Source organism: Ensifer sp. B1-9, from assembly GCF_050474445.1.
Classification (GTDB): Bacteria; Pseudomonadota; Alphaproteobacteria; order Rhizobiales; family Rhizobiaceae; genus Ensifer.
This window is the reverse complement of record NZ_JBCHVG010000024.1, coordinates 32,109-58,480: the sequence shown is the minus strand read 5'-3', so window position 1 is coordinate 58,480 and position 26,372 is coordinate 32,109. Positions and strand designations below refer to the sequence as shown.

The 26,372-nt window shown below is 58.1% G+C and carries 25 protein-coding genes; 12 read left to right on the top strand and 13 right to left on the bottom strand.

Features of this window, described 5'->3' with window-relative positions; genetic code table 11:
• Positions 1 to 114 precede the first annotated feature (114 nt).
• From ACQ5BM_RS31715 to ACQ5BM_RS31700, 4 genes are all read right to left on the bottom strand, one after another.
• Complete coding sequence (locus ACQ5BM_RS31715; RefSeq protein WP_429819783.1) at positions 115 to 879, bottom strand: ATP-NAD kinase; 765 nt, start codon at positions 877 to 879, stop codon at positions 115 to 117.
• A gap of 249 nt (positions 880 to 1,128) precedes the next feature.
• A complete protein-coding gene (locus ACQ5BM_RS31710) occupies positions 1,129 to 1,410 on the bottom strand; it encodes a hypothetical protein (protein WP_429819781.1) in 282 nt (93 codons plus the stop codon).
• Complete coding sequence (locus tag ACQ5BM_RS31705) at positions 1,319 to 1,864, bottom strand: cation-transporting P-type ATPase (RefSeq protein ID WP_429819779.1); 546 nt, start codon at positions 1,862 to 1,864, stop codon at positions 1,319 to 1,321. Before ACQ5BM_RS31705 ends, ACQ5BM_RS31710 begins: the two co-directional genes overlap by 92 nt.
• 71 nt (positions 1,865 to 1,935) lie before the next feature.
• Positions 1,936 to 3,453 (bottom strand): AAA family ATPase, encoded by a 1,518-nt coding sequence (locus ACQ5BM_RS31700; RefSeq protein WP_429819777.1) that lies wholly within the window; start codon positions 3,451 to 3,453, stop codon positions 1,936 to 1,938.
• Between the two features lie 339 nt (positions 3,454 to 3,792).
• On the opposite strand from ACQ5BM_RS31700, the gene ACQ5BM_RS31695 reads away from it, so the two are divergent.
• From ACQ5BM_RS31695 to ACQ5BM_RS31685, 3 genes are all read left to right on the top strand, one after another.
• Complete coding sequence (locus ACQ5BM_RS31695) at positions 3,793 to 4,212, top strand: DUF3775 domain-containing protein (RefSeq protein WP_429819829.1); 420 nt, start codon at positions 3,793 to 3,795, stop codon at positions 4,210 to 4,212.
• A 61-nt stretch (positions 4,213 to 4,273) separates the two neighbouring features.
• A complete protein-coding gene (locus ACQ5BM_RS31690; RefSeq protein WP_429819775.1) occupies positions 4,274 to 5,167 on the top strand; it encodes a DNA-binding protein in 894 nt (297 codons plus the stop codon).
• 35 nt (positions 5,168 to 5,202) lie between these two features.
• Positions 5,203 to 6,228, top strand: coding sequence for a ribose-phosphate diphosphokinase (locus ACQ5BM_RS31685; protein WP_429819773.1), 1,026 nt, complete (start codon positions 5,203 to 5,205; stop codon positions 6,226 to 6,228).
• Here ACQ5BM_RS31685 and ACQ5BM_RS31680 read toward each other — a convergent pair.
• From ACQ5BM_RS31680 to ACQ5BM_RS31670, 3 genes are all read right to left on the bottom strand, one after another.
• A complete protein-coding gene (locus tag ACQ5BM_RS31680) occupies positions 6,211 to 6,864 on the bottom strand; it encodes a hypothetical protein (protein ID WP_429819771.1) in 654 nt (217 codons plus the stop codon). The genes ACQ5BM_RS31685 and ACQ5BM_RS31680 overlap by 18 nt on opposite strands.
• 65 nt (positions 6,865 to 6,929) lie before the next feature.
• Positions 6,930 to 7,211: a hypothetical protein gene (locus ACQ5BM_RS31675; RefSeq protein ID WP_429819769.1), complete on the bottom strand. Its 282-nt coding sequence runs from the start codon at positions 7,209 to 7,211 to the stop codon at positions 6,930 to 6,932.
• 63 nt (positions 7,212 to 7,274) lie between these two features.
• A complete protein-coding gene (locus ACQ5BM_RS31670; protein ID WP_429819767.1) occupies positions 7,275 to 8,081 on the bottom strand; it encodes a universal stress protein in 807 nt (268 codons plus the stop codon).
• Positions 8,082 to 8,252: 171 nt separating this feature from the next.
• On the opposite strand from ACQ5BM_RS31670, the gene groL reads away from it, so the two are divergent.
• Together groL and ACQ5BM_RS31660 are read left to right on the top strand one after the other, a co-directional pair.
• The gene (groL, locus tag ACQ5BM_RS31665; RefSeq protein ID WP_429819764.1) at positions 8,253 to 9,875 is read left to right on the top strand and encodes a chaperonin GroEL; all 1,623 of its coding nucleotides are present in this window, start codon (positions 8,253 to 8,255) and stop codon (positions 9,873 to 9,875) included.
• Positions 9,876 to 9,897: 22 nt separating this feature from the next.
• Positions 9,898 to 10,218, top strand: coding sequence for a DUF1476 domain-containing protein (locus ACQ5BM_RS31660; RefSeq protein WP_429819762.1), 321 nt, complete (start codon positions 9,898 to 9,900; stop codon positions 10,216 to 10,218).
• 42 nt (positions 10,219 to 10,260) lie between these two features.
• Here ACQ5BM_RS31660 and ppsA read toward each other — a convergent pair whose 3' ends face one another.
• Entirely contained in the window at positions 10,261 to 12,633 is a 2,373-nt protein-coding gene (gene ppsA / locus ACQ5BM_RS31655) for a phosphoenolpyruvate synthase (RefSeq protein ID WP_429819760.1), read from the bottom strand.
• A gap of 125 nt (positions 12,634 to 12,758) precedes the next feature.
• Between ppsA and ACQ5BM_RS31650 the strand changes: the two genes are divergently transcribed.
• The 7 genes from ACQ5BM_RS31650 to ACQ5BM_RS31620 all read left to right on the top strand — a co-directional run bounded on the left by ACQ5BM_RS31650 (position 12,759) and on the right by ACQ5BM_RS31620 (position 20,481).
• The gene (locus ACQ5BM_RS31650) at positions 12,759 to 13,724 is read left to right on the top strand and encodes a glucokinase (protein ID WP_429819758.1); all 966 of its coding nucleotides are present in this window, start codon (positions 12,759 to 12,761) and stop codon (positions 13,722 to 13,724) included.
• A gap of 489 nt (positions 13,725 to 14,213) precedes the next feature.
• On the top strand, positions 14,214 to 14,741 hold the full coding sequence (locus ACQ5BM_RS31645) for an Hsp20/alpha crystallin family protein (RefSeq protein ID WP_429819756.1): 528 nt from the start codon (positions 14,214 to 14,216) through the stop codon (positions 14,739 to 14,741).
• A gap of 88 nt (positions 14,742 to 14,829) precedes the next feature.
• Positions 14,830 to 15,636, top strand: coding sequence for a universal stress protein (locus tag ACQ5BM_RS31640; protein ID WP_429819754.1), 807 nt, complete (start codon positions 14,830 to 14,832; stop codon positions 15,634 to 15,636).
• A 44-nt stretch (positions 15,637 to 15,680) separates the two neighbouring features.
• Positions 15,681 to 16,124, top strand: a complete 444-nt coding sequence (locus ACQ5BM_RS31635) for a host attachment protein (protein ID WP_429819752.1) — start codon at positions 15,681 to 15,683, stop codon at positions 16,122 to 16,124.
• Between the two features lie 121 nt (positions 16,125 to 16,245).
• Positions 16,246 to 16,905, top strand: coding sequence for an ABC transporter ATP-binding protein (locus ACQ5BM_RS31630; protein WP_429819827.1), 660 nt, complete (start codon positions 16,246 to 16,248; stop codon positions 16,903 to 16,905).
• Positions 16,906 to 16,914: 9 nt separating this feature from the next.
• Positions 16,915 to 19,278, top strand: coding sequence for an ABC transporter permease (locus tag ACQ5BM_RS31625; RefSeq protein ID WP_429819750.1), 2,364 nt, complete (start codon positions 16,915 to 16,917; stop codon positions 19,276 to 19,278).
• Between the two features lie 3 nt (positions 19,279 to 19,281).
• A complete protein-coding gene (locus ACQ5BM_RS31620) occupies positions 19,282 to 20,481 on the top strand; it encodes an efflux RND transporter periplasmic adaptor subunit (RefSeq protein ID WP_429819748.1) in 1,200 nt (399 codons plus the stop codon).
• 11 nt (positions 20,482 to 20,492) lie between these two features.
• On the opposite strand, the gene ACQ5BM_RS31615 is transcribed toward ACQ5BM_RS31620, so the two are convergent.
• From ACQ5BM_RS31615 to argF, 5 genes are all read right to left on the bottom strand, one after another.
• The gene (locus tag ACQ5BM_RS31615) at positions 20,493 to 21,605 is read right to left on the bottom strand and encodes a site-2 protease family protein (protein WP_429819746.1); all 1,113 of its coding nucleotides are present in this window, start codon (positions 21,603 to 21,605) and stop codon (positions 20,493 to 20,495) included.
• Between the two features lie 57 nt (positions 21,606 to 21,662).
• Positions 21,663 to 22,988, bottom strand: coding sequence for a trypsin-like peptidase domain-containing protein (locus ACQ5BM_RS31610; protein ID WP_429819744.1), 1,326 nt, complete (start codon positions 22,986 to 22,988; stop codon positions 21,663 to 21,665).
• An 80-nt stretch (positions 22,989 to 23,068) separates the two neighbouring features.
• Entirely contained in the window at positions 23,069 to 23,620 is a 552-nt protein-coding gene (locus tag ACQ5BM_RS31605; RefSeq protein WP_429819742.1) for a hypothetical protein, read from the bottom strand.
• A 48-nt stretch (positions 23,621 to 23,668) separates the two neighbouring features.
• Positions 23,669 to 25,264: an MBL fold metallo-hydrolase gene (locus tag ACQ5BM_RS31600; protein ID WP_429819825.1), complete on the bottom strand. Its 1,596-nt coding sequence runs from the start codon at positions 25,262 to 25,264 to the stop codon at positions 23,669 to 23,671.
• 96 nt (positions 25,265 to 25,360) lie between these two features.
• Positions 25,361 to 26,356 (bottom strand): ornithine carbamoyltransferase, encoded by a 996-nt coding sequence (argF, locus tag ACQ5BM_RS31595; protein WP_429819740.1) that lies wholly within the window; start codon positions 26,354 to 26,356, stop codon positions 25,361 to 25,363.
• Positions 26,357 to 26,372 lie beyond the last annotated feature (16 nt).

Below are 26,372 nucleotides of genomic sequence, written 5' to 3'. Positions count from 1 at the left end.
GGCCAAAGTCACGCCAGAGCACGCCTCGTCACGAACGCTTCCCGAAGGAGGTCTAGGTTTACAGATACAATTTCGTCGCGTTCAGTCGAACAGAACTGAAGCAGAGAGGTCTGTTCAGCAACGCTGGCCAGAAAAAGCCATCAGCTCATTTAACACGCCCCGATCCAGGAGCAGTGTGATCGTACGGTCGCCATTGCAACACAGGCGGGCGTGACGGATGTCGGGTACGGTTTCAATGATGGTCTCAATTCGAACGGGGTGATGCTCGGCTTCGACAACATCTACGTCCAGAATGATGCGATCATTCAAGACCATGCGGTGCCAGGGGTTCCGGTGTGCAAGTGCGATGCCTGTCAGCGCCAAGAGCCGTGAGCCGAGAGACAGACGCGGACCGCCAAGCGATTGATTATAGCCTGTGCTTCCGAGTGGTGTTGCCAGCGCCAAGCCATCTCCCGCAATGGTTGTCGTGGTCTTTTCTCCGTGGACTGTAAGATTGAAGCGTCCCTGTTGGAGCCTCTGTCGAAAAAGGACGATTTCGTTGATAGCGAACAGAGTTTGTCGCTGACCTTCCACTCGTTCGACGTCGGCCTGCAGGACGGGTAGGTCAACGGGGATAGCGTTGGTAAGCCGGTCCACCAGATCGGATATTTGCAACGGATTGCAGAGAAATCCAATTGAGCCTTGCGTACGCATTGCAAAAACCGTCTTCTTCTTCGCAACGTCGAGCTGCGCATGAAGAGCCTTCAGCGCGGTACCGTCGCCCCCTACTGTTACGACGTAATCGGCATCCGCGATGGTACATTGGCCATATCGGCTGACGAATTGCCCAAGCACGTCCTGTGCCCCTGGTCTCGGTGAAGCAATGAATGCGATCTTCATGGTCAAACCGAAAGCGAAGTTTTGTTGCCAACGACAGCTTCGAGAAGCGCTGCAGGCATTTCGGTCCCTGCTTCGCTCCCCTGGGGCGCAGAGGCAGTAAGGCACGAATTTCAAGCCAACAATAGTTCCTCCCCAACGACGCGGCAATAACGACACTGCGATGCAAGCACGTTTAGGGCCAGCTTCAAGGGCCGCGTACCACGCGAGGTCGGTACCTGAGGAAGACGTGCTTTAGCGCCTCCGCCGCAATCATATAGAAACCCGTGATCGTAATGACACCCCATAAAACAGGCACAGGCATGGGCGCGAAACCGAACGCGGGTACGATGGAAAGATAGCCAACATAATTTGCATCATGAGGTAGCCAAAGCGGCGAATACCCCGAGCAAATTCGGTTTCAGATTCTTGCCGTTCGATCGCGACAGCGATCTTTGCAAGCTCAGTTTCCTTGCCGGTGTTCACGACCAACGCTTTCGCGGATCCGCTCCTCGCCGACGTCCCCGCAAACAGGACGTTCGCGCGGTCGACCATCGGCGCCTTCCAAGCTGCCTCTCAAGACCGTCGCTGTGCGGGCAACGGTACGTTTCAGGCGCTCCATGGCGCCCGATGCCCTATACTCCTGGACGAACGAGAGGATACAGGTGAAGAGAACGATCAACCAGATGATGACCGCGTCCTGTGTGTCGCCGACAAACATCGCGATTGCGGCAGCAACGATCAACACCAGAACAAGCGGGCTGCGAAACTGGGCAACGAAGGTTCGAAGCGCTTTTGCGGTGGCGCGAGCCTCAAGCGTGTTTGGTCCGTAGCGCTTCTGTCGGGCGCGAACCTGTGCCGATGACAAGCCGTTTGGCGGCGTGGAGAGAAGTCTCATAAGCTCTGGGGCGGACTTGGTCCAAAAGCCTGGACGAAAGTCGCCACCGGCACGTGGCTGCAAGCCGATATTCGGCACAAGGTCGGCGCCCGTGTGAAGCGGGTGTCTCATCTTTCCAGCTTACCCTCAACAGCGTATTCATCTGACGGCTGGCCGCGGGGGATCGCGGATTGTTCTGGCGCTCATGCCACCTTTTCTGGTTCGAGAATCTCTTGAACAATTTGACCAACCGGCTGCTCCGCATTGATCATGCGCCAGGTAAGAGGCTCTCGCTCACCAGACATCTGCCGCGCCAAAACGCTCAGATCCGCATCGGACGGCCCCCCAAGTCTGCCGCCGATGCGCTGTCGCAAGGTGGGCACACCAGCCTCCAGCCAGACCGCTTCGCACGGGATGCCCGCAGCCTTGGAGGCAAGCTCGACGAGGCTGCGATTGTGCGAACGGTCGAACACCGCATCCGCGACAACAGACCCGCCAGCCTTCAATATAGCTAGGCTGCGGCGGGCTATCTCGAAATAGACCTTGTCCGATACACTTCGTCGATAGGCATCCACACCGAGGTGCACCTCGGCTGGAACCCCGTGCAACGCCTTGCGGATGCGGTCGCTCTCAATGATGCGAGCGCCCGGAGGAGCCCCGAGCCTGACGGCGAGCGCATCCGCTACGGTAGTCTTACCCGAGCCACTGAAGCCGCCGATCACAATGAGGCGTGGTTGAACCTTTGCAAGCAGCGAGCGCGCCAACTCAAGATAGGAATGCGCGTCGGACATGAGATGCGTCGCACTTCCGCCTTCTGCAACCTGGGTGGCGATCACATGAGCCCTAACGGCCGCCCTTATCGCCATGAAGAAGGGCAGAAGCCCAAAGCCATCCTCGTCATCTGTTTCATCAAGGTAGCGGTTCATGACCAGATTGGCGAGTTGCGGGAACCCTCTGTGCCACAGGTCCATCAACAGGAATGCCAGGTCATAGAGCGTGTCTACGGTAGCGATCAGGTCGTTGAACTCGATGCAATCGAATAATCTGGGTTGTCCGCCGATGAGGCATATATTCCGCAGGTGCAGATCCCCATGACAGAGCCTGACTTTGCCCAACGTCTCTCGGCTATCAAGAAGGGGCCCGTTCGCTTCCAGCGCCTCTTCGAAGAGTTGAGTGACAGTCGCCACTTCCGTTTCATTGAAGAGGTGGTTGGTGGCGAAGGCAGCTGTATTGATGGCGAGCACTGCGGCAATGTTTGCGGATCCCGAGCTTCGACGAACAACAGGTGCGTCATGGTGGTAACGGGCAATCATGCGCGCCGCTTGCGTGAGCAGCATTGCGTTCAGCTTTCCATCGACAGCCATTCGATCGAACAGCGCGTCCTGGTCGAAGCGAACCATCTCGACGACCGGCTCGACAAATTGGCCATCGCCGAAGTGAAGCCTGCCCTCCTGATCGCGCGCAATCCTTCGGACGCCAATGTACAAACCCGGAGCGGTGGCCCCGTTCAATTCGACCTCCCGCTCGCAGGCTTTCAGCCGCAACTCCGGCGTGGAAAAATCGACATAAGGAAGCTTCACAGCACGTTTAACCTTAAATGCTCGATTGCGAGCGAGAAAGATATGCGAAATGTGAGTCTCGATGTGCTCGACCGCTTCGCTTCCGTGCGTTTTCCGGTCGCTTAAGAATGCTATGGCATCGGTCTGGTCCTGGACGAGCATGCTACCTCGCTTGAATGGCGAATGTTGGCGTCGGCAAATGGGCCACGCCGCCAAAGCAAAGAACTGGCGTAATCATGCGCGCCATGCCTCGATGTTACGTTGATGCGGATCAATCGCCTTCCCGTTAATTTGCCGCTCGGGGTCTCCCAGCGATCTTTGGACCAGCCAGCATTGATCACCGACGCAGGCCTTGGGCAATTTGACGGTCATCAAGGTGCCTGAGCGCAAGTCTGCGATCATGACCAACAACATGCGTGTTCGGTCTGCGGACAAGCGGACCTGGAGTTGCCGAAGACGAATGCCCGACATGGGAGCAAATTTGCAAGCTGGAGAAATCAGATGAGCGGAACCTGGAACCTGTCCATCTCGCCGGATAGTGTCTGCTATCTCATCATCAAGGCGCGCGAGTTCGACGCCAAGGACGTCGTCTCGGAAATTGATCCTGCATCCAATGCCGTGGATGACAACATGATCTCCGTGCTCGAAGACCAGCCCGACGATCCTGTGGAATCCGAGCTGAAGAGTACGATCTCGGCGATGAACGAGGACGAGCAGATTGACCTCGTCGCCCTTTGTTGGCTCGGCCGCGGAGACGACACGGTGGACGACTGGGAACGAATTCGCGCCGAAGCCGCTGAGGCCCACAATGAACACACCGCAGGCTATTTGATCGGCACGCCGCTTCTTGCGGATTATCTGGAGGAGGCAATGGCTGCGTTCGGCGAGTCTTGCCAGGAGTACGAGAAGGGACGTCTTTAGTTTGGAAGGAGCGCGCTTGCGGTCGACGTCCAAGGCCAAACGAGACTGACGGGAGGACGTCATGGCAAGCAAGACCAATCCGAAATCACAGGACCAGCCACCGAACGATAACATGGCGATCGCACAGAAACTGCGCGAATATGCTGATCTGCTCGACGAGCAGGGAGTGAACAGTTTTAGATCGCGTGCCTATCGCAACGCCTCCGACATTGTTGCCGCGCTCAATCGCCCCGTCGCCGCAATTCTCGCCGAAGGAGGCCGTGAGGCCCTTGAAGCGCTGCCTGCAGTCGGAGAAGCAATCGCCGGCGCTATCATTCAATTGGTCGCGAGCGGTCGCTGGGCGCAACTAGAAAGGCTGCGCGGCGAACTCACGCCGGAAGTGCTATTTCGCACCATCCCCGGAATTGGCGCGCGACTGGCAGGAGTGTTGGCGGATGATGGAACGCTTGAGACCCTGGAAGATTTGGAGCACGCCATCCATTTCGGCAACCTCGCACTGAAAGGCATTGGGCCCAGACGGAAGCAGATGATCGCCGCCACACTGGCGGATCGCCTCGGACGGCGATCCGTGCCACGCCTTTGGAAAAAGTCGAGCCAACCGCCGGTTCCGCTGCTGCTCGAAGTCGACCGCGCCTATCGTGACAAGGCTGCTTCGGGTGCGCTGCGCCTGATAGCCCCAAGACGCTTCAACCCGACACACGAGGCCTGGCTTCCTATCATGCACATGGAGATGGGGGACTGGCATTTCACCGTACTTTTTTCCAACAGCAGGCGTGCCCACGAACTCGGAAAGACGAAGGACTGGGTGGTCATCTACCACCAACGGGATGGCGAACCCGAGGGGCGGACCGTGGTGACGACTAGCACGCATGGGCCGATGGTGGGAAAGCGAGTCGTCCGACCGGATCAGGCGCAGGTTACACTGAGCCCGGCTGAGCCGACCACGCTAGGATGACCGCGAGCTTTCGACGGGCAAAGAATTATGGATCCTTGACGACCATCAATGAGCGTCAGGAATGCATGTATCATGCTGCTCTCATGAAGATTTTTGCTCTCAACGGAACGATGGCGCTTGGAAGAGCCATTACCGACGATCTTCGGATCGCGCTCGCCGACCACGAAGAGCGTGACTTCGAAGGCGGGGAACACAAGTTACGACCGCTTGTCAGCGTGCGCGGCAAGGACGTCTTCATCGTTCACTCCTTGAATGGTTCGCCGGAGGGTTCGGCGAATGACAAGCTATGTAAACTCCTGTTTTTCGCAGCCACGTGCCGCGAACACGGCGCATCGCGCGTAACCGCCGTCGTGCCCTATCTAGCCTACTCCCGCAAGGACAGACAGACCAAGACACGCGACCCGGTGACGACGCGCTACGTAGCACAGCTATTCGAGGCGGCGGGCATCGACGTGGTCGTGACTCTGGACGTCCACAACCTGGCGGCATTTCAGAACGCTTTCCGCTGCGCAACGGTTCACCTGGACACTCGAAAACTCTATAGCGGGATCATTGCGAACCTCGCCGGCGCCGAACGGACTCTGATATTGGCGCCCGACGCTGGGGGTATCAAACGAGCGCAACTCTTGAGAGAATACTACGAACGTCTGTCGGGCAACGAAGCGCAACTCGCTTTCATGGAAAAGCGTCGCAGCGGTGGGGTTGCCTCGGGTCATCTTTTCGCGGGTGACGCAGAAGGGGCGAACGTCTTTATCATCGACGACCTGATCGGGACAGGCAGAACAATGTTGAGAGCAGCGGAGGCTTGCCGCCAGCGGGGTGCGAATGCCGTTTATGCTCTGGCTACCCATGCCCTCTTTGACCGGGGCTGCGAGGCAGTTCTGGCTCATCCTGCGATCGACCGAACGATCGTGACAGACTCGGCTTCCCCATTTAATATACCGGAAGACGTCCTGCGCAACTGCGTGGAGGTCGTAGGCAGCGCACCGCTTTTTTCCGAAGCCATTCGACGCCTCCACTCCGGCGCCTCGCTTGCCACACTCTCAGGAGATGATCAGTGACACGCGAACCCTTGCAATCTCGAGGTAGTTGAGCGCCAGCGGCCGCCATTTCTCAGGCTTGCGTAGTGGCTTTTCAAGAAGGTGGGCAAGACAAAGCCTTGCTCGAAGCAAGGCGCGAAAGCCGCCATACACCGCCAGCAAGCGATCACAAGGGCGATTGCCGAGCGTGCGTTCCAAGGCTGAAAGGAAGATTGGACCTATCCAGACCGAGCCGAGAGCCTCGCATTCGAGTGCGAGATAACTGATCTCATCATATGGGTCGACGAGGCGCATGGACCGGTTGAATTCAAGGCAATCAATGATTTGGGGAGGCCCGATGAGGCAGATATGCTCGGGCCGCAAGTCGCCGTGTCCTTCCACTAGGTTTCCCCGTCTGATCCTAGCCTCGATCGTTGAACGCATCGCCTGCAATCCCCAACCGACGCCTTCGAGCAATGCAGCGACATCCCGGGTCTCCAGATCGAATTCGGGCCGCAGCAAAATCATTCGTGAGATTTCGTGTTCATCCAGCAGTTGGCGCACGTATCGATCGGCGGTCTCCGGCCGACAGCCAGCGTAAAAGCGTACGAGCTTCTCGGCGGCGCCGATCAGTTCCGTCGGGGCGAGGTCGCACGCCTTTATGCGACTATCCAGCATATCGGTCTCTGGAAGCCGTCTCATCTCGATGAGCCAATTGACAGCTTTTCCGAATTTCTCAAAAGTCAGCGCGTTGGAAAGGCGGCGTATAGTGACTTGATGGCTCGGTAGGTTCCCCGGGCCAGTCGACGGTTGAGGCGAATTTCTTCGCAACAGAAAAAATGGCGGGCGTCAACCGTACTGAAGTCAAGAAAGGTCTGCTTGACCGGCTTCTTCAGCTTCAGCACCCAGTCATCAGCGATGAAGACCCACGACATATGGGTCTCCCTGGCTTTGATCCTCGATGGTGGATCAGGGTACGATGCCGGGTCGCTGAGAAAGCGAATTTTCGCATCGAGCGCGGGCATCGACTCCACTGTTTTCGGCCTTTCTGGCAACAGTTCTACGCGAACCGCCGCTTGGCTATTTGGTCAGGACGACATCAAGCGATTGAGAGAGTTTTCGCGCAGCAGTGAGCGGGTAACGCCTCCCACGAGCCATTCGCGGAGGCGGCTATGGCCGTATGCTCCCGAAACGATCAGATCCGTACCAAATTGCTTGGCAATACCGATGAGGGCCTCGCCATCTGAGGGAGCATCACAGCTGAAGACCTCTCCGCGGGCTTTTGCACCATGATGGATCAAGTGGCGGACGACATCATGCATCGTTTCCACAGCGTGTTGCTTTCCATGCTCCTCGACTGTTGCGACAAGGACCTCGCGCGCATGAACGAGGAACGGCATCGCATCGACCACTGCTCGTCGTGCCTCGCGTGTATCCTTCCAGGCGACCATAACCTTGTGTGCTGCGAGAGGCTCAAGGTCGTTCCTCGGAATGAGGATAGGACGACCGGCCGAATGGATCAGTTCACCGAGATCGACGTGCTCGCTACCGACTTGAGAGACGCTCGCGATGACGAGATCTGCCAATCGCGCCGCGGCCGCGAGTTCCTTCGTTGGGTCACCAACGCTCGTTCGCAGCAAATCCGCGCCTCCGCTTTCCGACTCGAATTCTTTTCTGAGCACTTCCAGGCGGCGTTCGATATCGATCGCTTCGAGGCGCATGAATTCATCATCCATGACCACACCGGGAGGCGCCGCCGTTATGATGCGAATGTCGCCAGCGGCGAAACCGACGAGTGTCGCCTCGAAGCGCGACGCGACGTCACGGGCAAATTTTAGCTGCCGCGCGACACTTTCGTGCATGCTCAAGCTTACCAGTATCGTATTGTAAATCATCGCCACGATCCCGCTTCACTACTCCACTCATTTCATGAAAGCACTGATCGATCGGTCTTACCTTGACCGCCGTCAAAGGTGCGGCATCGCGCGACTGAAGATGTCTTTGATGCCCATCAAGGTTGCATGTGCCCGTGCATGCTAGATTTTAATGTCGGGAGGATTGAAGCTATGACGCACAAGCAAGTCCTGTTCCACTCCGCCGCGCGCGAGAAGATCCTGAAGGGAACGGCTCAGCTCGCCGATGCGGTTCGGGTTACGCTTGGACCTCGGTCCAAGGCCGTGTTGATTGAAAGAAAATGGGGTTCGCCGATCGTTTGCAATGACGGCGTGACGATCGCTAAGGAGTTCGATCTCAAGGACCCCGAGGAAAATCTCGGCGCGCGGATGCTGCGACAGGCGGCCGAAAAGACCGGCGATATTGTCGGCGACGGGACGACGACATCGACCATTCTTGCCCATGCAATCTTCGCTGACGGGCTGCGCAACGTCGTGGCCGGCGCAAGCGCGATCGATATCAAGCGAGGTCTGGATCGCGCGCTCAAGCGCGCCGTCGCGGAACTAAGAACGAATTCGCGCCCAGTCTCTTCGAAGCGTGAAAAGGAGCAGGTGGCAACCATCTCGGCGCATAACGACACGCACATCGGCACACTCATTGGAGAAGCGATGGAGAAAGTCGGCGACGAAGGGGTCATTAGCGTCGAGGAATCGAAATCAACGGAGACGGTCCTCGATGTACTCGAAGGCATGCAGTTTGATCGCGGCTACCTTTCGCCCTACTTCGTCACCGACATGGAGCGGATGGAAGTGGTGCTCGAGAACCCTGTCATTCTGCTTTTCGACCGCAAGATCACATCCCTGAAGGACTGCGTCGGCCTGCTCGAGGCCGTCGCCAAATCTGGCACGCCGTTGCTGATCATAGCTGAGGACGTTGAAACGGAAGCGCTGGCCACGCTGATCGTCAACCAGATGCGCGGAACGCTTCGAAACTGCGCGGTAAAGACGCCCGGCTTCGGCGACCGAAGAAAGGCGCTGCTTCAGGACATAGCCATACTTACAGGCGGTCAGCTGATTTCCGAAGAATTGGGTATCAAACTGGAAGCGGTGACACCCGAACAACTTGGCCGTGCCGAACGGGTGGTCATCACCAAGGATACGACGACGATCATCGGCGGCGCGGGAGATAAGAAGGCAATTGCCGGCCGCGCCGACCAGATAAGGCGGGAAGTATCCACGACGACGAGCGACTACGACCGAGCAAAACTCGAGGAGCGACTGGCAAAGCTCTCGGGCGGCGTTGCCGTAATCAAGGTGGGCGCTGCTACCGAAGCTGAACTCAAGTCGAAGAAGGAGGCGCTTGACGACGCTATCAGCGCGACGAAGGCGGCGGTAGCCGAAGGTATTCTGCCTGGAGGTGGGCTCGCCCTCTTGCGATGCGTCAATGCCGTGGCCGATGAGGAAACGGCATGTGAAGGCGACGAGCGCACGGGCGTCCAGATTCTGAAACGCGCGCTCGAACTTCCGGCGCGCCAGATCGCGGAGAACTCCTCCACCGACGGCGGCGTCGTTGTGTCGAAGATGATGGAGGCGGAAGGCAATTATGGCTTCGACGCCGGACGGAAGGAATATGTCGACCTGATGTCTGCGGGTATAATCGATCCCACAAAGGTCGTCCGGGTGGCGCTTGAAAATGCCGTTTCGGTCGCAAGCGTCCTTTTGCTGACCGAAGCCACCATGACAGAAATTCCGGAGCCGGCAAAGGACGGCCTTGCCGATGCTGCCATGCAAGCTTAGCCCTAGAACATGTCGGAGCACCATGATGACGGCATTGAATCAGCGCGAAAAGGCTCTCGAAGAGAAGTACTTCCTTGATTTCGAAAGGGCCATCAGGGTCCGAGATCGACGCAACCGCATTCTGGCCGCATGGGCAGCTCAGGTTATCGGACGCGCGGACAGATCGGCCTATGTGGAAGAGGTGATCAAGGCCGGTCAAACCGAGCCGGGAGATGATGACGTCTTGCTGAAGGTGCTCGGCGACCTGCTCGGTGCCAATGTGCCGGTCGACAAGGCGACGCTGCGAGAGAAAATGCGCGCGCTCCTGTTTGTGGCAGCCGAACAGCTCGAAGCTGAGGAATGAAGCTACACGCTCTGTTCGCCTCGCTCCACTATCCCACTATCTTCACACTTGTTTCGCCTCCGCGGCCGCAACCGCACGTTTTACGGCAACAAAACTGTCAGGCGTGACCGAAATCGAGTCAATGCCGCAGTCGACGAGGAAGGCCGCGAATTCGGGATGATCGCTGGGTGCCTGTCCGCATAGACCGACCTTGGCGCCTGCCGTCTTTGCCTCCACGATGAGCCTGCGTATCATCCATTTTACCGCCGGGTTTTGTTCATCGAAGACGGTAGAAAGCTCCTCGGCGTCCCTATCAATACCAAGCGTCAATTGCGTGAGATCATTTGATCCGATGGAAAACCCGTCGAAGTACCGTGCAAATTCCGCTGCCAGAATGACATTAGAAGGAATTTCGCACATAACGTAGATCTCGAGACCATTACCGCGCTTCAATCCGTTCTCGGCCATTGTGTCGAGCACCTTCTCCGCCTCTTGCGGAGAGCGGCAGAAGGGGATCATAAGCGCGACATTTGCAAAGCCCATTCTCTCTCGAAGCCGTCTTATGGCACGGCATTCCAGCACGAACCCATCGCGATATCGGGAAGAATGGTAGCGTGAGGCACCGCGAAAACCGATCATGGGGTTTTCTTCTTCCGGTTCGAACTGGGCCCCGCCGCAAAGACCCGCATATTCGTTGGTCTTGAAATCGCTCATGCGAATAATGATCGGCTTTGGAAATGCGACAGCAGCAAGCCGCGCTAGCCCGGCTGAAAGCCTGTCTACGAAGTAGTCGGTCTTGTCTGCGTATCCTCGCGTCAGATCGGATATCATTTCTCTGGCGGCTTGATTCCGCAAGTCGTCAAAATGGACGAGTGCCATCGGGTGGATCTGGATGGAATTCGATATTACGAACTCCATGCGCGCAAGCCCGATGCCGTCTGCCGGCAATCTCCACCACCGTGACGCCGCCTGTGGATCGGCGAGGTTCAACATCACCTTTGTGCGCGTCTCGGGTATGTCGGACAGGATTGTTTGCTCCGCTGCAAAATCTGCCCGCCCCTCGTAGATCGTGCCCTCATCACCCTCCGCACAACATACAGTGACTGTCTCCCCCGGGCGCAGCAATTGCGTCGCGTTTCCGACGCCCACGATGGCAGGAACGCCGAGCTCCCTGCTGACGATCGCGGCATGCGACGTCCGACCGCCGTGGTCGGTGACGATAGCGGAGGCACGTTTCATAAGCGGAACCCAGTCGGGATCCGTGGTCGTCGCAACCAAAACTGCACCGTCGACAAAGCTATTGAAATCGCCCGCACGTTCGATGAGACAAACAGGCGCAGCCGCTATGGCGTTGCCGATGGCAAGGCCCTTTGCCAACGCCCGCCCCTTACTATTGATGCGGTAGGTCAAAAGCAGGTTGGTCGCTGCTCGTGACTGAACCGTTTCCGGCCGTGCCTGAACAAGCCAAATCTCCTGGCTCTGACCATCCTTCGCCCATTCGATGTCCATCGGACATCCATAGTGCGCCTCGATCGCAATCGCCCACCGCGCCAGCCTGACAATCTCCTCGTCGCTTAAGACTAGCTGCGCCCTCTCCTCCTGGCCCGTCGACACGCCTTGCGTCGGTGCCGCCCCATCGCCGTAGACAAGCTTTCGTTCCTTGGAACCGCGCCTCTTTTCTATTATCGGTACGAGCCCTGGGTCGCCGAGCAGTGGTTTGAAGACACGGTACTCATCTGGATCGATGGTACCCTTGACGACATACTCGCCAAGGCCCCAGCTTGCATTGATCACGGCAACCTTGTCGAAGCCGGTTTCCGTTTCGATCGAGAACATGACGCCGGCACTGCCAAGGTCGGAGCGAACCATCTGCTGGATGCCGATCGAAAGCGCTACCTTCATCTGATCGAAGCCGTTGGCCTGGCGATAGCTGATGGCGCGGTCCGTGAACAGGGAAGCGTAGCAGCGACGGCAGGCATCTACGAGTGCTTGTTCGCCGACAATGTTAAGGTAGCTTTCCTGTTGCCCGGCGAAACTCGCGGCTGGCAGATCTTCGGCGGTGGCGCTCGAGCGCACAGCGACCGACGCGGTGTCGACGCCAAGCCTTTCCGACAGATTGCGATAAGCTGAAATTAGTTCGGCTTCGATGTCGGCAGGCCAAACACCTTGCAGGATAAGCGCTCGGATCGCCGCACCCGCCTGACCGAGTGTTTCTCTTCCGGATTCCCATGCCTCCAGGAGCGACCGGATTGGCTCGCGCAAATCGTTGAAATCGATGAAGCGCCAATAGGTTTGCGCAGTTGTGGCAAACCCACCCGGAATCTTGATATTGCTCCCGGAAAGACCGTTGATCATTTCACCGAGCGAAGCATTCTTTCCACCAACGTCACCGATGTTTTCTCGTCCAACGTCTTCGAGCCAGATCACGGTTTCCATCCACGCCTCCGCATTAGCAGCTGGCAAATCTTAAGCGCCATGATGGGCTCTGACCTTGATGGCCATCAAAGCGCATTTGGCGGACTTCCGGCACAATCTTGTGGACGACATAGGAGGAACCGGCGGTGGGCAAATTTGCACGTCAAGCAATCGTCGCGGACATAGGCGAGACACACACGCGCCTCGCCGTCACGGATTATGACAGACTATCGATCGATCACTACGTGCAGTTCGAGAACAAGGCCTTCTCTTGCGTGACCGACGCTCTGATAGCCTATATCCGGTCGACCCCCGTCGCGTCTTCAGCGATCGGCATCGCGGTCATCGACGGCGGCCCGGTCTCAGACGAAGAGCACCTTCAGCATGACTTGGCAAAACAACTCGATTGGGGCTCGTCACCAGTTCCCGTTGTTAAGGTCGAGGCGCTCGACGCGCTGGCATTGGCTCTCCCGCACCTGACTTCACACGACACCAAAGCCATCAGTGGACAAAAGATTGGGCCAGAGGCGCCGAAGGCAATCATCAGCATCGGACAGGCGCTGGGCGTGGGGTCGCTGACATTTGCTGACGGCACATGGACCGCGCATCGCACACACGCGGGAAGTATCGCCTTTGCCCCCCAGACACGCGGAGAATTTGACATTCTCGAGCGCATCCGCTGCGATACGGACTATGTCTCGGTCGAGAACCTTCTGTCAGATGCCGGTCTTTGCCATCTCTATGAACTGCTGGTCGAAGGTACCGGTCAGGCCGTCCGCGGCTTGCCGGCCTCCAGCATCATCGATGCGGCCTTGATCCGGAACGACGCGTTGGCCGCGACGGCCGTAGATACTTTTGCCACCTGGCTGGCAAGGTTCGCAGGTGACATCGCGCTCCTCTATGATGGTCGTGGTGGCATTTATCTCTGGGGACTCATCCCACGAAGAATGGAGCAACGGTTAAGGGGCAAGTTATTTCGAGCAGCATTTGAGGCGAAAGGCCGACGCTCGTCCTGGCTTGCAGAGATACCGATATTCCTCATCCGCAGCGACGATGCGATTTTGAAAGGCGCGGCGGTCGCGCTCACACGGCGTTTGGGCGAGGCCAGCTGACGCAGCCACCGTCATCTGCAGCATCAACATTCAAGACTTCGAGCCTGACAATGGCAAAGCGCAACAGACCGTCGCCAAAACTCTATGCGGCTCGAGGTTCACTTGCCGTTCTTTGAAAAGAACTCCCTTTATCAGAAGCACGCTAAAGACCGAAGCGACCATCAAAATGATCAATATCAGCATAAGCCAATTCAACAGGCCCGCCTGTATCATCTGCAGTTTACTGCGCTTGGTCATCTCGAAATCCTACAATTCGAACCGCGTGCTTAATAACGACACCATGACGAGCACCTTGCATTGCGCTTGGTCAAAGCAACGGCACACTGCCTTTGACGGGCGTCAATGCGCCGCCTTTGCGAACGCGGTCTAATCACTACATCTGCTGGTCGGCGACACTAAGCCGCACAGGGACGGATAGAAGTTCGATCCGCTCCCTTCTCGCAAATGTCGCCGGCCACGCCCCACGTCTACTCAAAGGAGAAAGCAGCCATGGCCGAGACAGAGACCAAACTTCCCATCAAACAAGAAGAAAAGACACCTCGTTCCCGCCCGGAATCGTGGGTACCTTTCGAGGGGCTTCGGGCCGAGATCGACCGCTTGTTCGATGACTTCACCCCGAGCTTCTGGCGTCGCCCCTTTGAACCAACGAACATTCGGCGTGCGTCTCTTCCGCCGACCTGGGCCATCGCGCCGGCCGTCGACCTCGTGGAAAAGGAGGCAAGCTACGAGATCACTGCCGAGTTGCCGGGCATCGAGGAAAAGGACATCGAGGTGAAGGTTTCGAACGGGATTTTGACGATCCGCGGCGAAAAGGAGGAATCAAGAGAAGAAAAGGACAAGGAATACATGCTGTCGGAGCGGCGCTACGGTTCGTTCCAGCGCGCATTCAAAATGCCTGAAGGCGTGAAGGCCGAAGACATTGGCGCCACCTTCTCGAAAGGCGTTCTGACCGTCACCCTGCCAAAGAGCGAGGAGGCTAGACAGAACGATCGCAAAATCCAGGTGAAAGCTGATTAGAATCGGGTTTTCCGCGCCGCAAGAACCCTTGCGGCGCGGAACATCGACCCTAAGGGAGGGAACCATGTCGTACAAAACTATTCTAAGTGTGCTGGCCGAGGATCGACTTGACGAAGATCTCCAGATCGCGACGAAACTCGGCGGCGAAGAGAGTGCGCATCTCAGCGCTCTTTTCGTAACATTGGCGCCAGTACCGACCGGGCGCTATCAGACACTGTCGCCGAGTTGGCTGGAAGTACGCGAGCGCAACCTGCAGAAGCTCTCCGAGCACGTTGCCAAGGTTCGCGAGCGCCTGGCAGCGGCCGAGCTGTCGTTTGATGTCGACAGTATATACGCGGAAGTCGCCGGCCCCGCCTATGATATCGGCGAAAGAGCCGTTTACGCGGACCTGGTTGTGGCCGGTCCCGGCATCTTTGCAAACGACGACTTGAAGTCGCAGGTCGTCAGCGGCGGACTCTTTCAAGCTGGACGCCCTGTCCTGTTCGTTCCTCCCGAGGTGAACGCGACCCTGCGGCCAAAGACGATCCTCCTGGCGTGGGATTCGCATCCAAGCGCGGCGCATGCCGCAAGGGATGCGCTCGAACTGATGAAGATGGCTCAGTCCGTTCACGTCACCATGGTCGACCCAGTTGCTGCATCGAGAGCGAGTGGTGATGAGCCGGGCGCCGATATCGCGACCTATCTCGCGCGCCACGGCATTAACGTCTCGGTTGAGACCCTGCCGAGCTCCGGCCGCTCCGTGACCGACACTCTGCTGAGACACGCATTGGACATCAACGCCGACATGATTGTCATGGGTGCTTACGGGCATTCCAAACTGCTGGAGCTCATTCTCGGAGGTGTCACGAAATCTATGCTCAAAGCGGCGACCCTGCCGATTTTGATGGCGCATTGAACAGATGGATATCCGAGACGTTCGCAGGTAGAAAGGGCACGGTCATGAAGCCGAGAATTCCGCACGATTGCTGGGTTTTCGCATGCGACGGGGGCCGCGCCCTTGTCATGCGCAATGCGGGGGACGCTGAACGCCTCAACTTTATTACGATGGATTCCATCGTAAACCTTGAACCACCGACGCGAATGCTGGGAAGCGATCGCGAGGGCAGGATCTATCAGTCGGTCGGTAGCGCACGAAGCAAGGTTGAACAGACCGACTGGCACGAACAGGCCGAAGAGCGATTTGTCGCCAACGTCGCAGGCAGACTGTCGGCTCTTGTACGCGACGAGGACATCAAGAATCTCGTGCTTGTTGCGCCCCCGCGCGTACTTGGTCAGCTACGCGGACAACTCGGCGCCCAGGCGCGGTCTGTAACAAGCGCAGAACTGGCAAAAGATCTGGTCAAATTCGAGGTCGCCGATATCGAAAAATACTTCTCCAGTTAAGCCGTGGACAGCGTTAGCGTGACGCCCGGCCCATGATCACTGAGAGCACAAGGGATGGTCGGTGACAAGCGAAAAAGTATCCGTCGCCCTGGCGGCGCACGACCTTACGAAGGTCTATCGGATGGGCGCCATTGAGGTTCCTGCCCTTCGCGGCGTCGATGTCGACCTTTACAAGGCAGAGTTGGTGGTGCTGCTCGGACCGTCCGGAAGCGGCAAATCCACCTTGCTCAATATTCTTGGCGGTCTCGACACACCCACCTCTGGCCAAATTCGCTTTGGCGATCAGCCGCTTCCGCTGGACAGTGAACGCGCACTCAATCAATACAGGCGAAACCACGTTGGCTTCGTCTTTCAATTCTATAATTTGATACCAAGCCTGACCGCGCGCGAAAATGTAGCTCTGGTGACGGAAATCGCCAGGGACCCCATGTCGCCCGCCGACGCGCTGTCGCTTGTCGGTCTGGCCGATCGCCTTGATCACTTTCCGGCGCAACTCTCCGGTGGCGAACAGCAACGGGTTGCGATCGCTCGAGCAATCGCAAAGCGACCCGATTTGCTGCTTTGTGACGAACCGACAGGTGCTCTCGACAGCACGACCGGAATTCTCGTACTCGAGGCCATACTCAAGATCAATCGGGAGCTCGGCACGACCACCGCGCTCATCACCCACAATGCTGTAATTGCCGAAATCGCCAATCGCGTCCTCTATTTCGCGGACGGTCGCATTGTTGAAACGCGGTGCAATGCGACGCAGCGGGCGCCTGGCGAGTTGAGTTGGTGAGTAGTCGCGATGACGAGCCTCGACCGAAAGCTGCTACGACAGCTCTGGCAAATGAAGGCTCAGCTTCTTGCGATCGCATTGGTGATCGCGTCTGGCGCGGCGCTACTGATCATGTCATTGACAACGATCGAAGCACTTGAGGAAACGACTGCCGCCTACTATGAGCGGACCCGCTTTGCCGATGTCTTCGCTCACGCCAAACGTGTACCCGAGTACCGCAAGCGGGATATCGGGGAGATTCCCGGCGTCAGGCTGGTCGAAACACGGATCGACGAGCGTGCCATCCTCAACATCGCCGGGTATCTTGAGCCAGCGGTCGCGCAGGTCATCTCCCTGCCAGACCGTGGCCCGCAGCTCTTGAATGCGCTCGTGATCCGTTCAGGACGTTTGATCGATCCCACCCGACCTGATGAAGTCGTCGTCAGCGAGCCCCTTGCCGAAGCGCATCGATTGAAACCTGGCGACAGCATTGATGCCATCTTGCGAGGTCGCAAGCGCACATTGCACATTGTGGGAACCGCACTCAGCCCGGAATTTGTGTACGCGATCGCCCCGGGAGGGTTGATGCCGGACGACGAACGTTTCGGCATTCTCTGGATGGGACGGGACGCCTTGGGCGCGGCTTTCGACCTCAAGGCCTCCTTCAATAGCGTTGCGCTCAGTCTAGTACCAGATGCAGACGTCAACGATGTAATCCGTCGGCTCGATGACATTCTTGCGCCCTACGGCGGTATCGGCGCCTACAGCCGGAGTGACCAGACCTCAAACTGGTTCGTCGAAAGCGAAATTGCGCAACAGAAGAATCTGTCTCGCGTGATGCCGACCATATTTCTCGCCGTGGCTGCTTTCCTCACGAACTTGGTGATGGCGCGTCTCGTCGATACCGAACGGCGGGAAATCGGCCTGCTGAAGGCTCTCGGCTATACGAATTGGACGATTGGATTGCACTACTTCAAACTCGTACTCGCAATAGGAACCGCTGGGATCGTGATTGGGTCGCTGACCGGCGCATGGCTTGGTCACTGGAACACTGAACTCTACGCAAATTTCTACCGCTTTCCATTCCTGCTCTATCGTCCTGGTCCCGCCGCATTTGTGGTGTCCGCCGCAATCAGTCTGACTGCCGCGCTCGCCGGTAGCCTGATGGCGAGCTATCGTGCCGTTCGGCTGCCGCCAGCTGAAGCCATGAAACCGCCCTCACCGGCAATTTATCGGCGCATGTTCACAACGCGTTCCGCGTTCGCCGGAACATTCGACGAGCCGACCCGCATGATCCTGCGTCGGATCATGAGATGGCCCGGACGTGCACTACTCACAAGTCTTGGACTGGCGATGTCGACGGCGGTCATGATCATGGCTCTGCAATGGGTGGATGCAATCGACTCTCTTGCCGAAACTGTCTTCGAACGCGGACAACACCAGGACGCGACGATCGCTTTCAACGAGCTCCACCCGCTCAAGACCGTTAGAGACTTCGAGAACCTTCCCGGCGTACTGTCGGTTGAACCTTATCGCTACGTATCCGCTCGCATCAGCCACAGGCATCTTGCCGAGCGCCAGGGCATTATCGGCGTGTCGGGAAGTGCTATCCTTAGTCCGGTATTCGACGTTTCACGTGGGCGCCTTGAAATTCCGCTTGGCGGACTGGTCGTTTCTCGCAAGCTCGCAGAACTGCTCCGTATTGCGATCGGCGATACTGTCGTCGTTGAGCTTCTGGAGGGGCACCAAGCCTCATTCAGCGTGCCCGTGGTGCAAGTATTCGAGACCTACATTGGCAAGCCCGCCTATATGCAGATGGGAACGCTCAATCGCCTTGCGGACGACGGTGATGTAGCAAGTGGTCTGCACATCCGCATCGACGAGGCTGGCCGATCCGACCTCATGGCAAAACTCAAGGACATACCTGGCATAGCCTCCATTCAGTTTCGACGTGCCGCTATCGATACTTTCTACAAAACGATGGGCGAGACGATCTTCATCTTCATTGGCTTCTTCGTCGCGTTTTCGATGACGCTTTCGGTCGGAGTAACCTACAATTCAATCCGCATCGCCATCTCCGAGCGCGCGCAGGAGCTTGCAACATTGCGCATACTCGGTTTCACGCGCTGGGAGATCTCCTACATTCTCCTCGGGGAAGTCGGCTTGCTCGCATGGCTCGCCGTTCCGCTTGGCGCCGCGATAGGTTTGGGGCTCGCGTGGTGGATGACACGCGCCTTCGAGACTGAACTCTACCGCGTACCACTCGTGCTTCACAATTCAACTTACAGCAAGGCCGCCATCATCATGCTTGCCTCGGCGCTGGGCTGCGCCGCTGTCGCGCGTCGGAGGCTCGACCGACTGGACCTGATCGCCGCGCTGAAGACAAGGGAGTAGCAGATGCGCACGGCACGAAAACGACTGGCAATCTGGGGAAGCCTGGCGGCATTGCTGGTAACCGGCCTCGCCTATGCGCTGCGACCCCAGCCGGTCCCGGTGGACCTTGCGACAGCGCAGACCGGCGCGCTGCGCGTAACTGTCGATGAGGAAGGGGAAACCCGGGTGCGCGAAGTTTACACACTTCATGCGCCTCTTCGTGGCCAGCTACAGCGCATAACGGCTGAAGCCGGTGATCGTGTCAAGGCAGGAGAAACCTTGCTCGCCCAGATTGAACCGGCAGCGCCAGCCTTCCTGGACGTGAGAACGGAAGCGGAGCAACGGGCGGCGGTGGAAGCCGCGGGGGCCGCCTACAACCTCGCAGCCGCCGAACTCAACAAAGCAAAGGCGGACCTCGCTTTTGCGGAAGCAGAGCGAGGTCGCGCGCGTCTTCTGATGGAGCGCAACACGATCTCGAGGCGGGCTCTTGATGATGCAGAGCGCGTCTACAACGTAGCCGAGGCCAACCTCGCCACGGCGGAGGCAGCGCTCAATGTCAGGCGCCATGAGCTTAACCAGGCACGCTCCCGGCTTCTGTCGCGCCAGGAAATCAGGAACCGGAGCGGACCCTGCGAGTGCGTTCCGTTGACCGCACCGGTGAATGGTGTCGTCCTAAGGGTCATGCGCCGCAGTGAAGGCGTGGTCGATGCAGGCACCCCTTTGCTGGAGATCGGCGATCCAGATGACATGGAGATCATCGTCAATCTTCTCTCGGAGGACGCCGTCAAGCTTAAACCGGGTCAAAAGGCGATTGTGACCAATTGGGGTGGGCAAGATCTCAACGCAATCGTCCGGCGAATCGAGCCATTCGGCCAGACGAAGATATCGGCGCTCGGGATCGAAGAACAGCGTGTTGACGTTATCCTCGATTTCGCCGATCCACCGGTTCGATGGCGATCCCTTGGGCACGGTTATCGCGCTGATGTTCAGATCCTCCTCTTCGAGGGCCAGGTGCTCAAACTGCCACTAGGCGCAATGTTCCGGCAAGGGGACAAATGGGCGGTCTTCATCGTTGAGAAAGGGCACGCCCGATTAAAAGCGGTCCTTGTGGGGCAGCGCAACAGCCTGGAAGTGGAGATCCGCGACGGGCTGGTTCCGGGTGAGAGGGTCATTCTCTATCCAAGTGACCGCATCACGGAAGGGGTCGCAGTCGTCGAGCGATAGAAAGCACATGATTAGCGCAAGCGACGATCGCGGCCACCGGGCTGAAAGCGCCTATCAGCGCTGCGAAGCATCAGCAGTTCCCCGATGGTTTCGTAATTCATGAGGCCGACAACTCGTTGGTTGCGATCGACCACAGGCACAGCCGACGTGCTGGCTTCCTGCATGAGCCTTACGCTCGCGTCGATCGGAGACTGGCCATCCACCATGGGGATGTCGCGACGCATCACCGTGATCACGGGCGCACCAGCACCCCTTTCTCTCATCGCCTGGACTATGCCTTCGCGCGTCATCAGTCCTTCGAACCGGCCCGCCTCGTTCAAGACGGGAAACTCGCTCTGGCTCGTCGCAAGCAAGAGCTCTACGGCCTCGCCGACACAGGCCCGGGGCCCGAGCGTCGCAAAGTCGGTAATCATCACGTCAGAGACGCTCGTGCCGGCGGAGATTGCCTGAAGTTCGCTGCCTTGCGCTTCTGTCTCCGCCGCGAGATAGACGAAGATGGCAATCAGGATAAGCAATGGGTTGAAGAAGACACCAAAAATTCCCATTGCCAAGGCAATGGCTTGCCCGGTCCGAGCCGCAAGCGTGGTGGCGCGCGTCCATGACAAACGCCAGGCGAGAATTGCCCTGAGGACGCGCCCGCCATCCATCGGGAAGGCGGGGATCATGTTGAATACGACCAGAAAGATATTGACGCCCGCGAGGCGCGCCAGGAAATCGACGCGGGGGTCCTGCGGCGACAGCAGTTGTTCCCAGCCCAGTGTGCCTCCGACGACTATGATGACGAGACCGGCAATCACGACATTGACCAGCGGTCCCGCAATGGCAATCAGAAACTCTTCGAGCGGCTTGGTTGGGTTGCGCTCTAACCGCGCAAGGCCCCCAATCGGCAAAAGAGTGATGTCCGGTGTCTTGATGCCAAAGTGGCGAGCAGCTGCAATATGCCCGAACTCATGAAGCACCACACAAAGAAAAACACTGATGACGAAGGCAACTCCCTCCCAGGCAGCCGGCGGGCCACCGATCCGGTAGTGCATGACCCAGATCCAAATGAGCAGTAGGGCGAATGTTACGTGCACGCGAATTTCGGTCCCCGCGACGGAGCCGAGTTTGAAGGACCATTGCATGGCGTTCTCTCGTTCTGATAATCCGTGAACTGAAGCCGAGCATCATAAAGAATGCACCTAATCAGCCTCGATCCGATAAGCTGTACCTGCGCGCAGGATATCGAGCGAAATCTTACCATCAGACGCGTCCAACAGGTCTTGAATTTGCGCCGCCGAGATGGCCGGCTCACCATTGATCGAAGTCAGATAATCACCCGTCCGGAGGCCAGCGGCGTATGCAATGCTGTCGGATGGCACCTCCAGAAAGATCGGCCCGTTTGGCGTGCACGCGCGCGAAAGCGATGAAACTGGCAAGGCAAGGATCACCGCTCCCAGAGCATGATGGACCGGAGCGCTTTGCACGCTACCGGGATCGGCGAGCTTCAGCTCCAATCTCTGCACCCTTCCACCGCGCCGGATGTCCAGGATGACGCGGGCGCCAGGCGCCAGCAGGCTGACTGCATTCTTGAAAGCGGCCTCGGTCGAGACCGCGTAGCCGTTGAGTGCGGTCACGGCATCTCCAAGCTTCACCCCTTGCCGCTCGGCCGCCGAATTGCAGACCAGCCGATCAACAACTAAATCTTGCGACGCGCCCACGCCTGCCTGCGAAAGAGTGACTGAAACACCAAGCCATCCGCGCCGGACCTCGCCGTCCTTAACGAGGGCGCGAACGATTTTGGACGCGAGCTCGGATGGAATGACAAAGCCAATGCCCTGGGCGCCTTCATTCGGCGGCGGCACCCCGCGTATCACACCCAGGAGCTCGCCTTTTGCGTTGACAAGCGCCCCACCAGAATTTCCGGGGTTGAGGGCTGCGTCAGTCTGAATATAGTCCTCGTACTCGTCGATACCGAGACCGGACCGCCCCAGACCACTTACGATCCCGAAGGTTGCGGTCTGTTCCAAGCCGAGCGGACTGCCTACGGCAGCCACGAAATCGCCAACCTTCAGATCGGATGAACGCCCCCAGTCAAGGGCAATCAGGCCCGGTGCACCGATCTTGATCACGGCAAGATCGGTTGGCGCATCACTGCCCACAATTTCGGCCTGCAAGACACGGCCATCCTTTAGCGTCACCGCGATGTCGTCGGCATCGGCGATCACATGACTGTTTGTGACGATGTAACCGTGCACGCTGTCGATGATCACGCCGGAGCCCGTGACGGTAGCACCGCTTTGCACGAGAAGAACACCATCCGGGAGGCCCAGGATCTTTCGCACGTTCGCATCGTCCAGCAGTTCGTTCGTCAGTATGCGGTTGGCGGTGCTGCTGATACCGACAACGGCCGGTCTTACTCGCGCCAAGCTGTCAGAGAAGCCGGCGTCAAATCCACTTGCTTGGGTCGGCGAAGCGGCGAACGCGCAGATCGCTGCGGCAAGCATAAACCTCCGGAAATTCTGCATATCCTGCACTCCTGACAAGGACATTAGGATCTCATCTGCGCGAACCCGCGCATTGACGCGCATCAAGGAAAACCGGGATATCAGAAGGATAGTACCCGGACTTCCGCTGCTGCCAGACGACGATAGAGCCGACGCCTTCGCACGATCGGCCACCAGTCGTAGAGAAATATCTCGAGCGCCCGCCAATTTGCGACCCAACCGAAGATGACGAGACTTTCGCTGGTAACACGCGAGAACGCACCCTCACCCGACAGATTGGTCACGAGCTGACTTGCGATCAAACTGAATGCGAGGATCGGAATACCGATGAACAAGGCTTGCCGTCCCTCCCTCAGAAGTTGGCGCAACTCGCGACTGGCTTGCTTGCCGCGGCTTTCAAAATTGTAGCGCAGCGCGTCCTGAACGACACGTGTGACTCCCGTGTCGGCTTCCCCCGAAGGCAACTGTACGACGATTGCAATTGATCGACCTTTAGGAGCCTCCTCAGCCCATTCGACAATGAAGCGCTCGGCATCCTCGTCCAAATCGCGCTCATGGAAGGGTGTCGGATCAAGCGAATTGAAGAGTCGAGCCAATTGATCGATGCGGATCAGGATCGTATGGCGCTCGCCGGCTGATGATATCGCGTCCAACGTGCCTGCTCCAGGTCGATTCATTTAATCGCCGGCCTGCGCGGCGGCTCAAGCGTCTTCGTTCAGTGCTCGCCGTACACGGCGAATGACTACGCCTCGGGCTTTGTCGTCGGCTGCCTTGGCCAATTCCGCTTGCAAGTCGAGTACCAGCGATTGCAAGTCGTTGTTCCAGTCCATCCGCCCTGCGCGAAGTGGATCGATCCGTGGTGGGGAGACGCCTTCGGATACTTCGACCGCTCCCTTCACCTCTAAACGGAACGCTGCGTCCAAACGCGGACGAACCACCTTGTCCTCCAGCAGGAATGTGTGGAGCCGTTGCCTCATCCCCTCCAGAGCCGCATCTTCACCGTGCACCAGGAATACGCCAGCACCGATTGGCTCGCGGGACCGCACCCATTCTGCCAGCTCTCTGCCATCGGCATGCCCACTATAGATGTCCAGCTTCCTGATGCGTGCGCGCACACGAATGTCCTCGCCTTGAATGCGCACCACGGAGGCACCGTCTTCAAGTATTCTTCCCAAAGTGCCAGCGGCTTGGTAACCGACAAGGAGCACCGTACCCTCGTCCCGCCAGAGCCAATTCTTCAAGCGATGCCTTATACGACCAGCCTCGCACATTCCGCTGGCGGCGATGACAATGTGAAATCCCTTCGTGAAATCGATCGCTTTCGATTGCTCGGGCGTCTCGGTAAAGCGCACGTGCTTGGCTTGCAGGGCCTTGACGAGCAGGTCACCATTCTCAAGTTCCCCGGCGTGCCTGCGAAAGATCTCGCTCGCGCGGGTCGCCAAAGGCGAGTCGATGATAATCGGACAAGTCGCGATTTTACCGGTGTCCATCAGGTAGACAAGATCAGTGAGGAGTTCCTGCGTTCGCTCCACCGCAAAGGACGGAATGATCAAAGCGCCTGCAGGGTGGGTGGCTTGTATCACTTCCGAGTGCAAAATGCGCCGCCTGGTTTCGTCGGTGGCGTCTTCCCGCTCGACGTCGCCGTAGGTGCTTTCGCATACAACATAATCCCAGCCCGTCGGTGCGGCCGCGTCATATTGAAGAAGTTTGTGACGTGGGCCGATGTCACCCGAAAAAAGCACCCTGAGAGGAGTGGGGGACGTGTCAAGTTCGACTTCTACCGAAGCCGAACCGAGCAGGTGGCCGGCATTCCAGAACCGAAAGCGCACCCCATCGGCCGCCCTCTCCCATACACCAAGGCGCACCTGCCTGAATAGCGTGACCGCCACCGCTGCGTCTCGGGCAGTGTATATCGGCGTCACGGTCCCGCGTCCGCGCCTGAGGTTGCGACGATTGAGTTGGTCGACCTCGCTCTCCTGGATATGGGCAGAGTCCGGCAGCATCACGGAACACAGGTCAGTCGTCGCGGGCGTCGCGAAGATCGGCCCCTCATAGCCAAGCTTGACGAGCTTCGGAAGCAGCCCGGAGTGGTCGATATGCGCATGTGTCAGGATCACTGCGTCGATGCTGTCAACATCGAAGGGGAACGGGCGATAGTTAAGTTCCTTTTCCGTCTTGGACCCTTGGAACAGCCCGCAGTCGACCAAAACTCTCGTCGCGCCGAACTCGATCAGTTGGCATGAGCCGGTAACTGTGCCTGCGGCGCCGTGAAATCGAATGAGGGGTTGAGTGACCATCTGCACAAACTCCATTTCTTATCGTCGGGAGGCACCCGAGGCCTTGTCGTTTCGGGTGTAACCTAGGCGCTCACGAGAAAGGCCGGATCTCCGTGATCAACCGACAAGCGTGGCCACGAGAAGCGCCTTGATTGCCGGCATCCGATTTTCGGCCTGATCGAACACGATTGAGGATTTGGACTCAAAGACAGCATCACATACCTCCATGCACTCGACGCCGAAGCGCCTGGCGATACGCGCCCCGACCTCATCTTCCCGCCAGTGCCAGGCGGGTAGGCTGTGCATCAGCTTGGTGCGCGGGTTGTCAGTTGCTTCCATCACATTCTCTCTGATCGCAAAAGGAGCAAGATGCCTTACCCGCTCGGCCCAACGGACGTCTCCCTCGACAAACCAGGGAGCCGTACAAATAAAGTCAGCGCCAAGAACGCCGGTACCGACATGCTCCAGCACGGTTATCTGCCCGCCATTATCCCTTGCCATCGACGTCACACGTTCGACGAAGGGTATCTCGGGCCAGAAACTTTGCGGCGATACGATACGAAGGTCGATGCCAAGCTTTGACGCCGCCACTGCCAGTGATCTGGCGACATTGCTGCGTCCGTCCCCAAGGAAGGCGACGATCATGTCATCGAGAGGCTTGTCGCTGCATTGCTGCATCGTCGCAAGGTCGGCCAAAGCCTGCGTAGGGTGTGACTCGTCCGTCATCCCATTGTAAACAGGCACACAACTCCATTTGGCGAACTCTTCCGCAGTCGCTTGGGAATGTCCGACATATCCGATTGCATCATACAGCCTACCGAGGAAACGAGCCGCGTCCTTGACTGATTCCCGATATCGCCCGTGACCAGTCGTGGGCCCGATCAATGTGACATTGGCACCTTGGTCATAGGCTGCGACTTCAAATGCGGCGTGCGTGTGGATCGATTCTCGTTCGAAGAGGAGCGCGATGTTTTTCGCGCTCAATCGCTTGACCTCAGCCCCAGCCCGCTTCAGTTCCTTAAGATCAGGAACGAGTTGAAGCAGGTAGCGGATTTCGTCCGAAGTCAACTCGTCGAGGGTGAGCACGCTACGACCGCGCAGATCGACCACCATGACGCATTCTCCTGAG

Excerpts from the sequence above, each read along its gene's own strand:
- ACQ5BM_RS31710 (WP_429819781.1), bottom strand. The coding sequence starts at position 1,410 with ATGGTCGACCGCGCGAACGTCCTGTTTGCGGGGACGTCGGCGAGGAGC.
- ACQ5BM_RS31630 (WP_429819827.1), top strand. The coding sequence starts at position 16,246 with ATGGGCGCCATTGAGGTTCCTGCCCTTCGCGGCGTCGATGTCGACCTT.
- ACQ5BM_RS31600 (WP_429819825.1), bottom strand. The coding sequence starts at position 25,264 with ATGGTCACTCAACCCCTCATTCGATTTCACGGCGCCGCAGGCACAGTT.
- ACQ5BM_RS31715 (WP_429819783.1), bottom strand. The coding sequence starts at position 879 with ATGAAGATCGCATTCATTGCTTCACCGAGACCAGGGGCACAGGACGTG.
- ACQ5BM_RS31615 (WP_429819746.1), bottom strand. The coding sequence starts at position 21,605 with ATGCAATGGTCCTTCAAACTCGGCTCCGTCGCGGGGACCGAAATTCGC.
- argF (WP_429819740.1), bottom strand. The coding sequence starts at position 26,356 with ATGGTGGTCGATCTGCGCGGTCGTAGCGTGCTCACCCTCGACGAGTTG.
- ACQ5BM_RS31700 (WP_429819777.1), bottom strand. The coding sequence starts at position 3,453 with ATGCTCGTCCAGGACCAGACCGATGCCATAGCATTCTTAAGCGACCGG.
- ACQ5BM_RS31635 (WP_429819752.1), top strand. The coding sequence starts at position 15,681 with ATGAAGCCGAGAATTCCGCACGATTGCTGGGTTTTCGCATGCGACGGG.
- ACQ5BM_RS31705 (WP_429819779.1), bottom strand. The coding sequence starts at position 1,864 with ATGAGACACCCGCTTCACACGGGCGCCGACCTTGTGCCGAATATCGGC.
- groL (WP_429819764.1), top strand. The coding sequence starts at position 8,253 with ATGACGCACAAGCAAGTCCTGTTCCACTCCGCCGCGCGCGAGAAGATC.
- ACQ5BM_RS31620 (WP_429819748.1), top strand. The coding sequence starts at position 19,282 with ATGCGCACGGCACGAAAACGACTGGCAATCTGGGGAAGCCTGGCGGCA.
- ACQ5BM_RS31645 (WP_429819756.1), top strand. The coding sequence starts at position 14,214 with ATGGCCGAGACAGAGACCAAACTTCCCATCAAACAAGAAGAAAAGACA.
- ppsA (WP_429819760.1), bottom strand. The coding sequence starts at position 12,633 with ATGGAAACCGTGATCTGGCTCGAAGACGTTGGACGAGAAAACATCGGT.
- ACQ5BM_RS31670 (WP_429819767.1), bottom strand. The coding sequence starts at position 8,081 with ATGATTTACAATACGATACTGGTAAGCTTGAGCATGCACGAAAGTGTC.
- ACQ5BM_RS31695 (WP_429819829.1), top strand. The coding sequence starts at position 3,793 with ATGAGCGGAACCTGGAACCTGTCCATCTCGCCGGATAGTGTCTGCTAT.
- ACQ5BM_RS31690 (WP_429819775.1), top strand. The coding sequence starts at position 4,274 with ATGGCAAGCAAGACCAATCCGAAATCACAGGACCAGCCACCGAACGAT.
- ACQ5BM_RS31660 (WP_429819762.1), top strand. The coding sequence starts at position 9,898 with ATGATGACGGCATTGAATCAGCGCGAAAAGGCTCTCGAAGAGAAGTAC.
- ACQ5BM_RS31680 (WP_429819771.1), bottom strand. The coding sequence starts at position 6,864 with ATGCTGGATAGTCGCATAAAGGCGTGCGACCTCGCCCCGACGGAACTG.
- ACQ5BM_RS31625 (WP_429819750.1), top strand. The coding sequence starts at position 16,915 with ATGACGAGCCTCGACCGAAAGCTGCTACGACAGCTCTGGCAAATGAAG.
- ACQ5BM_RS31675 (WP_429819769.1), bottom strand. The coding sequence starts at position 7,211 with ATGCCCGCGCTCGATGCGAAAATTCGCTTTCTCAGCGACCCGGCATCG.
- ACQ5BM_RS31610 (WP_429819744.1), bottom strand. The coding sequence starts at position 22,988 with ATGCAGAATTTCCGGAGGTTTATGCTTGCCGCAGCGATCTGCGCGTTC.